Genomic DNA, 11,010 nt, shown 5'->3' with positions numbered 1-11,010 from the left:
TCGATCGTGGGTCAGTTGTGGGCGTGTCCGCGCGATGTCGTTGCCGATGGCGCGGGGCGGGTCAGGAGATCCCGAATTCCTTCTCGATGAAGTCGAAGATCTCGTCGTTCGACGCGTCCTCGAGCTCCGCGGAGTCCACGGCGTCCTCGGCCGGGCGGTCGCCGGTGGACGACCACAGCAGATGCCGCAGCCGCCCGGCGATGGCCGCTCTCGCCGGGGCCCCGTCCGGCAGCTCCTTCAGCAGGACTTCGAGCCGGTCGAGTTCCGCGGCGCCGGGGTTCTCCGGCTCCTGGAGCCCGCCGAACATCTCGTCGTCGAGGTGTCGGGCGAGGTCGGCCACGGTCGGCCGGTCGAAGACCACGGTGGCGGGCAGCCGCAGACCGGTCGCGAGGCCCAGCCGGTTGCGCAGCTCCACCGCGGTGACCGAGTCCAGACCGAGTTCGAGGAACTGCCGCCGGGGGTCCACCGCATCGGCGGAGTCGTGTCCGAGCACGGCCGCCGCCTGGGTGCGTACGGCGTCGAACAGCTGCCGCTCGCGCTCCTGCGGGCCCAGGCCGGCGAGCCGGTCGCGCAGCGCGTGGGTGGTGTCCGTGCCGGTGGCCTGGCCAGTGCCCAGGGCCTGCCGGGTCTCGGGCAGCTCGTCGAGCAGACGGCTGGGGCGTGTCGCGGTGTAGGCGTGGGCGAACCGGTCCCAGTCGATGTCGGCGATGACGACGGCCGCGTCGCCGTGGGCGAGCGCTGCCTCCAGCGCCAGGACGGCGGACTCCGGAGGCAGCAGCGGTACACCGTGCCGGACCCGGACATCGGTCACCGCGTCCCGTTCGGCCATGCCGCCCTGCGCCCAGGATCCCCAGGCCACCGAGGTGGCCACGAGCCCGCGCGAGCGCCGGTAGGCGGCCAGCGCGTCCAGGTAGGCGTTGCCGGGGGCGTAGTTGCCCTGGCCCGCCATGCCGACGGTGCCCGCCAGCGAGGAGAACAGCACGAAGGCGGACAGGTCCGAGCCCAGTCGCGCGGTCAGCTCGTGCAGCCGCCAGGCCGCCTCGGCCTTGACCCGCAGCACGCTGTCGACCTGGTCGAGCGTCAGGGCGGTCACGGCCCCGTCGTCCAGTACGGCGGCGGTGTGGAACACCGCGGTCAGCGGGTACGCGTCGGGGATTGAGGCCAGCAGGTCGCGCAGCGCGTCGGCGTCCGCGATGTCGCAGGCGGCCACCGTCACCTCGGCGCCCGCGGCGGCCAGCTCGGCCACCAAGTCGGCCGCGCCGGGGGCGGCCTGCCCCCGGCGGCTGACGAGCAGCAGATGCCGGGCGCCCTGGGCGGCCATCCTGCGGGCCACCTGCCCGCCGAGGGCCCCGGTGCCGCCGGTGATGAGCACCGTTCCCTCGCCCGGGGTCCAGCCGTCGCCCGCCGCGTCGCCGAGCGGCGCCCGGACGATCCGGCGGCCGAAGGTCCCGAACGGACGGACCGCGACCTGGTCCTCGCCGCTCCGATCGGCCAGCGCCGCGCACAGCCGGCCGAGGTCCTTGGTGTCCGGGGCGAGGGGCAGGTCCACCAGGCCGCCCCAGCGCGTGGGCAGTTCCTGCGCCACGACGCGGCCCAGCCCCCAGACCAGCGCCTGGGCCGGGCCGGTGAGCGGGTCCTGGCCGCCGACGGACACCGCGCCCCGGGTGAGGCACCACAGCGGGGCGGTCGCGCCCGACTTCTCAAGTCCCTGGATCAGCAGCAGTGTCCGGCCGAAACCGGCCGGCACGGCGGGCGTGCCGTCGAGCGGCGATTCGTCGTCGGCGAGCAGCGACAGCACCCCGGCCGCCTCGGTGTGCGCGGCGAGCACATCGGCCCACCGCTGCCCGTCCTCGGGGGCCGTCAGCGGTTCGACGGCCGCTCCGTGGTCGCGCAGGGCCCCGGCGACCGCCTCGTACAGCTCGCCCTCGAGCTGCTCGCGGGTGCCGGCCACCAGCCAGGTGCCGGAGAGGGTGGCCGGCGCGTGGCCGGTCAGCGGCTTCCAGTCGGCCCGGTACCGCCAGGACTCCATCGCGGAGGCCGCCTTGTGGCGCCGGTGCCACGCCGTCAGGGCGGGCAGGACGGCCGTCAGCTCGGGGCCCGCGTCCTCCAGCCGCAGGGTTCGCGCGAGTCCTTCCAGGTCCTCGCGCTCCACGACCTCCCAGAAAGCGGCGTTCTCGTCGGCGGCCGCCGCGGAGCGCGGGGCGGCGGAGTCGAGCCAGTAGCGCTTGGGCTGGAAGGCGTACGTGGGCAGGTCGACGCGGCGGCCTCCGGTGCCCGCGAACACCCGGGCCCAGTCGGGGCCGGTGCCCCGTACCCACAGCTCGCCGAGCGAGGTCAGGAACCGCCGGGAGCCTCCTTCGCCGCGCCTGAGGGTGCCGGTCACCGCGGTGTCCACCGACCGGACGCGGCCGGCCTCCTGGATGGCGCCAGCCAGCACCGGATGCGGGCTGACCTCCAGGAACACCCGGTCGCCCTGGTCGAGCAGGACCCGCACGGTGTCATGGAACGCCACCCGCTCCCGCAGATTGCGATACCAGTACTCCGCGTCCAGCTCCACACCCGTCACCGGCGCCCCGGTCACCGTCGAATACATCAGCACATCGCCCGCACGCGGCACGATCGGCGCCGCCAACTCCAGCAACCGCCCCCGGATACGCTCCACATGCGGCGTATGCGACGCGTAATCCACCGCCACCCGACGCGCCCGCACCCCCGCCCCCTCAGCCGCCGCCATCGTCTCGTCGAGGGAGGCCAGATCGCCCGCGACGACGACGCTGTCCGGGCCGTTGACGGTCGCGATCCACACGCCGTCGCGTCCTTCGAGGAGCTCCTCGACGCGCTCGACGGAGGCCGCCACGGACACCATCCCGCCCTGGCCGGCCAGGTCCTCGGCGATCACCCGGCTGCGCAGCGCCACCAGCCGCGCCCCGTCCTCCAACGACAACGCCCCCGACACACAAGCCGCCGCGATCTCACCCTGCGAGTGGCCGATCACCGCCGACGGCTCCACCCCCACCGAACGCCACACCTCGGCCAGCGACACCATCACCGCCCACAACACCGGCTGCACCACATCCACCCGCTCCAGCGGACCCTCCTCGCGCAACACCTCCAACAGATCCCACTCGATATGCGGCGCCAACGCCCCCGCACACCTCTCGATGGAATCAGCGAACGCCGTTGAGACTTCGAGGAGTTCGGTCGCCATGCCGACCCACTGCGAACCCTGCCCGGGGAAGACGAACACCGCGCCGCGGGACCCGCCGGACACCTCGCCGGTCACCACATGGGCCGCGGGTTCCCCGGCCGCGAGGGCGTCGAGCGCCCGCAGAAAGCCCTCCCGATCGTCCGCCACGACCACCGCGCGGTGCTCAAGCCCCGCCCGGGTCGACGCCAGCGACCAGCCGATGTCGGCGGTGTCGGCCTCCGAGGCGGCGGCGAACTCCCGCAACCGGTGCGCCTGGCTGCGCAGGCCCTCCGCCGAGCGGCTCGACACCACCCAGGGCAGCGCCCCCGTGTGCGCCGGCCGCTCGTCGGCGGAGAGGTCTCCGGCCGCCGGGGCCTGCTCGAGGATCACATGCGCGTTGGTGCCGCTCACCCCGAACGAGGAGACGGCAGCCCGCCGCACCCGGTCGAGTTCGGGCCAGGCCAGATTCTCCGTCACCAGCTCGACCGCACCGGACTCCCAGTCCACATGCGGGGACACCTCGTCCACGTGCAGCGTCGCGGGCACGACCCCGTGGCGCATCGCCATCACCATTTTGATGACCCCGGCCACGCCGGCGGCCGCGGAGGTGTGGCCGATGTTGGACTTGACCGAGCCGAGCAGCAGCGGGCGGTCGGCGGGCCGGTCCCGGCCGTACGTCGCCAGCAGCGCCTGCGCCTCGATCGGGTCGCCCAGCGACGTACCCGTGCCATGCGCCTCGACCACGTCCACATCCGCCGCCGACAGCCGGGCGTTGGCCAGGGCCTGGCGGACCACCCTCTGCTGCGACGGACCGTTCGGCGCGGTGAGCCCGTTGGACGCGCCGTCCTGGTTCACCGCGCTGCCCCGCACCACGGCCAGCACCTGATGGCCGCCTCGCACCGCGTCCGACAGCCGCTCCAGGAGCACCACGCCGACGCCCTCGCCCCACGCGGTGCCGTCCGCGCCGGCGGCGAAGGGCTTGCACCTGCCGTCGGGCGCGAGCGCGCCCTGGTGGCTGAACTCGGTGAACACCGTCGGGGTGGACATGACCGTCACCCCGCCGACCAGCGCCAGGGAGCACTCGCCCTGCCGCAGCGACTGCACCGCCAGGTGGAACGCCACCAGCGACGAGGAGCACGCGGTGTCCACCGTGATGGCCGGACCCTCCAGGCCGAAGGTGTACGCGACGCGGCCCGAGGCCACGCTGCCCGCGGCGCCGGTGAACAGATAGCCCTCGGTGCCCTGCGGATCGGCCGAGCCGCTGCCGTAGCCGTGCGGGACGGCGCCGATGAACACGCCGGTCCGGCTGGAGCGCAGCGCCGCAGGGTCGAGCCCGGCCCGTTCCAGGGCCTCCCAGGAGGTCTCCAGCAGCAGCCGCTGCTGCGGGTCCATCGCCAGCGCCTCGCGCGGCGATATCCCGAAGAACTCCGCGTCGAACTCGGCGGCGTCGTGGAGGAAACCGCCCTGCTGGACAGAGCTGGTGCCGGGCCGGCCGGGGTCCGGGTGGGACAGGTCCTCCAGGGGCCAGCCGCGGTCGACCGGGAAGCCGGAGATCACGTCCCGGTCGGACAGCAGAAGCTGCCACAGGTCCTCCGGGGAGCGCACATCGCCGGGGAACCGGCAGCCGGCCGACACGATCGCGATGGGGTCGTCGGCGGCCACGGGGGCGTCGTCCGCCGTGGCCGTCCCGTCCTCGCCGAGGAGCCGGTCCCGCAGGTGCTCGGCGAGCGCGAGCGGCGTGGGGTGGTCGAACACAACGGTGGGCGAGAGGTTCACCCCGGTCGCGGCCGCGAGCCGGTTCCGCAGCTCCACGGCCGTCAGCGAGTCGAAGCCCGCCTCGCGGAACGCCCGCCCGACCTCGACGTCTCCGGGCGCTGACCAGCCCAGTACAGCGGCCGCGTGGGCACACACCTCGTCCAGCACCACGCGCGTCCGGTGCGCGGCGGAGGTCGCCTCGGCCACCCTCCGGGGGAAGCCCTCGAGCGCCTCGGGCACGGGCGAGGACGGTAGGTCGACGCGGACCTCGGCGCCGGAGGACGTGGGCGCGAGCCAGTAACGGTCGCGCTGGAAGGCGTAGGTCGGCAGCTCGACAAGGTCGCCGCCGGGGGCGAACACCCGCGACCAGTCGGGGGCCAGTCCGCGGATCCAGAGCGCGGCCAGGGAGGTGAGGACCTGGTCGATCCCGCCCTGTTCGCGCCGCAGGGTGCCGACCGCGAGGACATCGGGGCCCTCGGCCTCGCCGCCGCCTTCGGCCTGAAGTACCGCGGTGAGCACCGGGTGCGGGCTGACCTCGACGAAGACCGTGTGTCCCGCGTCGCGCACGGCCCGCACGGTGTCCTGGAACCGCACCGGCTCCCGCAGATTGCGGTACCAGTACTCGGCGTCGAGTGCCCGGCCCTCGACCGGTGCGCCGGTGACGGTCGAGTACATCGGGACGGCGCCGGGCCGCGGCGCCACCGAGGCGGCACCGGCCAGCAACGGCTCCCGGATGCGCTCGACATGGGGGGTGTGCGAGGCGTAGTCGACCGCGATCATCTTCGGGCGCAGCCCGGCGCTCTCGGCCTCGGCCATCACCTCGGCGACGGCCTCGGGCGTGCCGCCGACCACCGTGGCGGCCGGGCCGTTGACCACCGAGATCCATACGTCGGCGCGGTCCGCGAGCAGCTCCGAGACGCGGTCGGCCGAGGCGGTGATCGACAGCATCCGGCCGCCGCCGGCCAGTTCGGCCGCGGCCAGGCGGCTGCGGAGGACCACCAGCCGCGCCCCGTCGGCGAGCGACAGCGCGCCGGACACACAGGCGGCCGCGAGCTCTCCCTGGGAGTGTCCGACCACCGCGGCCGGGGATATGCCGGCCGCTTGCCACATCTGTGCCAGGGACACCATCACGGCCCACAGCACCGGCTGCACGATCTCCACGCGCCGCAGTGCGTCCGCGTCGTGTACGGCCGCGATCAGGTCCCAGTCGACCTCGGCCGCCAGCGCCTGGGCGCACGCGTCCATCGAGGCGGCGAACGCCGGGGAGGACGCGAGCAGTTCGGTGGCCATGCCGGCCCACTGGCCGCCCTGGCCGGGGAAGACGAACACCACTCCGCCCGGCTGGGCCGGGGCGGTCCCGCTCACCACGCCCGCGGCCGGCTCCCCGGTCGCGAGGGCGCCGAGACCGGCCAAGAAGGCGTCCCGGTCCTCAGCGACCACCACGGCGCGGTGTTCCAGCGCGCCGCGCGTCGTCGCGAGCGACCGGCCCAGGTCCTCGGGCGTGGCGTCGCAGGCGGCGGCGAACGCGCGCAGCCGCTCGGCCTGGGCCCGCAGCCCGCCGGCGGTACGGGCCGACACCACCCAGGGCAGCGCGCCGCGGCCGCGCATCGCGGGCGCGGGCGCGCCCGCTGGTGCGGGCTCGGCTGCGAGGGGCTCCTGCTCGATGATCACATGCGCGTTGGTCCCGCTGATCCCGAAGGACGACACCGCCGCGCGCCGCGCCCGGTCGCGCTCGGGCCAGGGCGTGCCCTCGGTCACCAGCGCGACCGCGCCGGTGGCCCAGTCGACCTGTGACGTCGGCGCGTCCACGTGCAAGGTGGCGGGGACCATCCCGTGGCGGATGGCCATCACGGTCTTGATGACTCCGGCGATGCCCGCGGCCGCCTGGGTGTGACCGATGTTGGACTTCACCGAACCCAGCAGCAGGGGATCGTCGCCGGGGCGCTCCTGGCCGTAGGTGGCCAGCAGCGCCTGGGCCTCGATCGGGTCGCCCAGCGCGGTTCCGGTGCCGTGGGCCTCCACCACGTCCACGTCGGAGGGGGCCAGGCCCGCGTCGGCCCACGCGTCGCGGATGACCCTCTGCTGGGACAGCCCGCTGGGTGCCGTCAGACCGTTGGACGCGCCGTCCTGGTTGACCGCCGAGCCGCGCACCACGGCCAGTACCCGGTGTCCATTGCGCCGCGCGTCCGACAGCCGCTCGACCAGCAGCATCCCGGCGCCCTCGGCGAAGCCGGTGCCGTCGGCCGCGGCCGCGAACGCCTTGCAGCGGCCGTCCCGCGCCAGGCCCTGCTGGCGGCTGAACTCGGTGAAGATGCCCGGGGTGGACAGCACCGTCACCCCGCCGACCAGCGCCAGCGAGGACTCCCGCTGGCGCAGGGACCGCACCGCCAGATGCAGGGCCACCAGCGACGAGGAGCACGCCGTGTCGACGGTGATGGCGGGGCCGGTCAGCCCGAGCAGATAGGCGATGCGCCCGGAGGCGATGCTGGTGGTCTTGCCGGTGAGCAGATAGCCGTCCAGGGCCTCGGGGGCGTCGTGCAGCCGCGGCCCGTACTCCTGGTCCATGGTGCCGACGAAGACACCGGTCCTGCTGTCCCGCAGGGTGTCCGGGTCGATGCCCGCCCGCTCCAGCAGCTCCCAGGAGGTCTCCAGCAGCAGCCGCTGCTGCGGGTCCATCGCCAGCGCCTCGCGCGGCGATATCCCGAAGAAGCGCGCGTCGAAGTCCGTGACCTGGTCGAGGAATCCACCGCCCTCGGCGAAGCTGCCGCCGGTGGCGTCGGCCTTGCGCAGCCGCTCCAGGTCCCAGCCGCGATCCTCGGGGAACCCCGAGATCGCGTCCCCCTCGGTGGCGACCAGCCGCCACAGATCCTCGGGGGAGGCCACCTTGCCGGGGAAGCGACAGCTCATCCCGATGATGGCGATCGGCTCGTCGGGGTCGGCCGCGGTCAGGGCGCGGACGCCCTGACCGGTGGCCGCCGCGGGCCGGTGGCCGGTCTGCGCGGTCTCGATGTGGCCGGCCAGCCCGGCCGGGGTGGGGTGGTCGAAAAGGGTGGCGGTGGTCAGCCGTATGCCGAGGGCGGTGTTCACCCGGCCGCAGAGTTCGCCAAGCATGACGGAGTCGAACCCGAGGTCCTTGAACGTCCGTCGTACGTCGAGCTCCGCCGACACCGGCTGCCCCAGCACGGCGGCGGTGTTGCCCCGCACCACCCGCAGCACATCCTCCGGCCCGTCCGCGGCCGGGGACTCCTGCTCCGGCTCCTGCTCCTGCTCCGGCTCCGCGACGGCGACGGGCGGCGCGTCGGCGCCGGGGGCGTCGAGCCAGTGGCGGTCGCGCTGGAAGGCGTAGGTGGGCAGGTCGGTACGGCGGGCACCGGTGCCCGCGAACAGCCGGGCCCAGTCGGGAGCGACGCCGTGGGCCCACAGCTCGGCTACGGAGGTCAGGAACCGCCTGGCGCCGCCCTGGTCGCGGCGCAGCGTTCCGCCGGCGAAGACGTCGGCGCCGGCTGCCTGAGCGGCCTCGGCCACCGCGGTGGTGAGCACCGGATGCGGGCTTACTTCGAGGAACACCGTCTTCCCGGCCCCCAGCAGGGCACCGAGGGTGTCCTGGAAGAGCACCGGCTCCCGCAGATTCCGGTACCAGTACCCGGCGTCCAGCTCCGCGCCGTCGACGGGCGCGCCGGTGACGGTCGAGTACAGGGGCACCTCGCCGGTGCGCGGGGCGATGGGGGCGGCCAGTTCCAGCAGCCGCTCACGCACCCGCTCGACATGCGGCGTGTGCGAGGCGTAGTCCACCGCGATGGTCCGGGTCCGTACACCGGCCCGCTCACAGGCGGTGACGGTCCCGGCGAGGGCGTCGGGGCCGCCCGCGACGACCGTGGCGGCGGGGCCGTTGACGACCGCCACCCAGACGCCGTCCCGGTCGGCCAGGAGCTCCCGCACCCATGCGACGGGGGCCGCGATCGAGACCATGCCGCCCAGGCCCGCCAGCTCCTCGGCGATGGCGCGGCTGCGCAGCGCCACCAGCCGGGCGCCGTCGTCCAGCGACAGTGCGCCGGAGACGCAGGCGGCCGCGATCTCTCCCTGGGAGTGCCCGACCACCGCTGCCGGGGAGATGCCTGCCGCGCGCCACACCTGGGCGAGCGAGACCATCACGGCCCACAGCACCGGCTGTACCACGTCCACGCGCTCGAGCGGGTTGTCGCCCGAGGTGTTCCGCAGGACGTCCAGCAGGTCCCATTGGATGTACGGCGCCAGCGCCGCCGCGCACTTCTCGACGGAGTCGGCGAACACCGGCGATGAGTCGAGGAGTTCGGTCGCCATGCCGACCCACTGCGACCCCTGCCCCGGGAAGACGAACACCACATCGGCGGCCTCGCCCGTGGCGGTGCCGTGTACGACGTGTTCCGCGGGGTCGGCGGAAGCGATCGCGGCCAGCCCGCCGAGGAACTCCTCACGGTTTCCGGCCAGCACCACGGCGCGGTGTTCCAGCGCGGCCCGCGACGACGCCAGCGACCATGCGATGTCCGCCGGGTCGGCGGGTGCGGCGACGGTCGCGGCGCCGGTTGTGTCGGCGGCGAACTCCCTGAGCCGTGCCGCCTGTCCGCGCAGTCCGCGCGCGCTGCGGCCGGACACCGGCCAGGGCAGCACGGAGCCGACGTCCAGGACCGGGGTCGCCTGGTCCACGGGGGTCGGCTCGTCGACAGCGGGCGCCTGCTCGACCACCACATGCGCGTTGGTGCCGCCCATCCCGAACGCGGACACGCCGGCCAGCAGCGGTGCCTCGGGCCGCGGCCACGGGGTCAGCCCGGTCTGCACCCGGAGGTTCCACTCCTCCAGCGGAATACGGGGGTTGGGCGTCTCGAAGTTGAGGCTGGCGGGGAGCCGGCCGGACTTCAGGGCGAGCAGCACCTTGATCAGACCGGTGATACCGGCGGCGCCCTCCAGGTGTCCCACGTTGGTCTTGGCCGAACCGACCAGCAGCGGGGTGTCCGGCTGCCGCGACGCGCCGAACACCGACGCCAGGGCGGCCGCCTCGATGGGGTCCCCGACCGCGGTGCCGGTGCCGTGCAGTTCCACGTACTGCACCTCGCCGGGGCCGATCCCGGCGTCGGCGCAGGCCCGGCGCAGCACGTCTTCCTGGGCGGCCTGGCTGGGGGTGGTGAGGCTGTCGCCGCCTCCGTCGTTGTTGACCGCGCTGCCGCGCAGCACACCGTGGATACGGTCGCCGTCGGCGAGCGCCCGCGCGAGGGGCTTGAGGAGGACGAAACCACCGCCCTCGCCCCGGACATAGCCGTTGGCGCGGGCGTCGAAGGTGAAGCAGCGGCCGTCCGGTGAGAGTCCGCCGAACCGGGAGACGCTCAGCGTGCCGTCGAAGGTGAGATTGAGGTTGACCCCGCCGGCGAGGGCGAGTTCACACTCTCCGTTGCGGAGGCTCTGACAGGCCATGTGCACGGCGACGAGGGAGGAGGACTGGCCGGAGTCGACGACCAGGCTCGGTCCGCGGATGCCGAGCAGATAGGAGAGCCGATTGGCGATCATGCTGCGGTGCAGGCCGGTCAGCGTGTGATGGGTGACCGCCGTGGTGTCCCGCCGCCGGGTCAGCGTGGCGTAGTCGTCGCTGATGGCTCCGATGAAAACGCCCGCCCGGCTCCCCGAGACCCGGTCCGGGGTGAGCCCCGCGTCCTCGAGGGCCTCCCAGCCGAGTTCGAGGGCGAGTCGCTGCTGGGGGTCCATGGCCGCCGCCTCACGCGGCGAGATGCCGAAGAAGTCGGCGTCGAAGCAGTCCACTTGATCGAGGAAGGCGCCGTGTCCCGGGGCCTGTGCGGCCTCGTCGGGGTGGCGGGCCCACCGGCCGGGCGGCACCGGGGTCACCGCGTCGGCGCCGTCGTGGAGCAGGCGCCAGAAGTCCGCCGGTGAATTCGCTTCGGGTAAGCGGGTGGATATCCCGACTACTGCGATCCCCCTGTCGACGCGAGCATGCCGTAACGCATCCACTGACATGGACAATTACATCCCCCGTCGCGCTTCGGTTCCTATGCTCAGCATATTAGAGATGATCACTGAAAGGC

Annotated in this window: 1 protein-coding gene; it reads right to left on the bottom strand. The window is 74.1% G+C overall.

What is annotated here, in order from left to right; all coding sequences use genetic code 11:
* Window positions 1–61: 61 nt before the first annotated feature.
* Window positions 62–10,942 carry a type I polyketide synthase gene (locus ACFV2X_RS27675; RefSeq protein WP_385621326.1) on the bottom strand — a complete coding sequence of 3,627 codons (10,881 nt, stop codon included), beginning with the start codon at window positions 10,940–10,942 and terminating at the stop codon, window positions 62–64.
* Window positions 10,943–11,010 lie beyond the last annotated feature (68 nt).

This window comes from Streptomyces sp. NPDC059679 (assembly GCF_042734105.1).
In the GTDB taxonomy this organism is placed as follows: domain Bacteria; phylum Actinomycetota; class Actinomycetes; order Streptomycetales; family Streptomycetaceae; genus Streptomyces.
This window is presented reverse-complemented; position numbering and strand designations above follow the sequence as displayed.

What these genes read in the sequence shown, in the direction of transcription:
- ACFV2X_RS27675 (WP_385621326.1), bottom strand. Translation starts at nt 10,942, where the DNA reads ATGTCAGTGGATGCGTTACGGCATGCTCGCGTCGACAGGGGGATCGCA.